Source organism: Bradyrhizobium sp. BRP19, assembly GCF_020194195.1.
In the GTDB taxonomy this organism is placed as follows: domain Bacteria; phylum Pseudomonadota; class Alphaproteobacteria; order Rhizobiales; family Xanthobacteraceae; genus Bradyrhizobium; species Bradyrhizobium yuanmingense.
Window position 1 is genome coordinate 1 of the sequence record NZ_JADYVZ010000180.1, and the last position, 419, is coordinate 419.

Below are 419 nucleotides of genomic sequence, written 5' to 3' on the forward strand. Positions count from 1 at the left end.
CTTTTTCGGCATTGCGGTGTCATCAATGACTAATACCGCATCCTTGCCGCCGACAAGCCGATCCGCCTGGTTGAGCAGCTCAGATTCCAGCGGTGATGCGTCCCAGACACCTTCGGCGATGAAATGGTGCAGCTGATCGTAGTTGCCGGTTGCAAGGCGTTCTGCCATCGGCTGAACGCTCTTGCGATCGCCCGGGCCGATCAATCCCGCAACGTACAGGGGACACATCCGCTGCCGGTCTTATGACCCAACCGGTCCAGGAACGGCTTCAGCCAGCGTTCGAGTTCGTCTTCCCATTCCGCCATGGTCAGCCCTCCAAGAGCCGACCACCCATGAATCATTGAAAAATCGATTCGGGAATCCTAATAAAGAGCCCAAATCCAACAATCTGCCAAAGTAGTGCTAGCATTACAGTTGCA

General features: G+C 55.1%; 1 pseudogene. It reads right to left on the bottom strand.

The window, feature by feature from the left end:
- Positions 1-341: pseudogene (locus I6F36_RS39085) on the bottom strand (transposase); the annotation flags it as partial.
- Between the last annotated feature and the right edge of the window lie 78 nt (positions 342-419).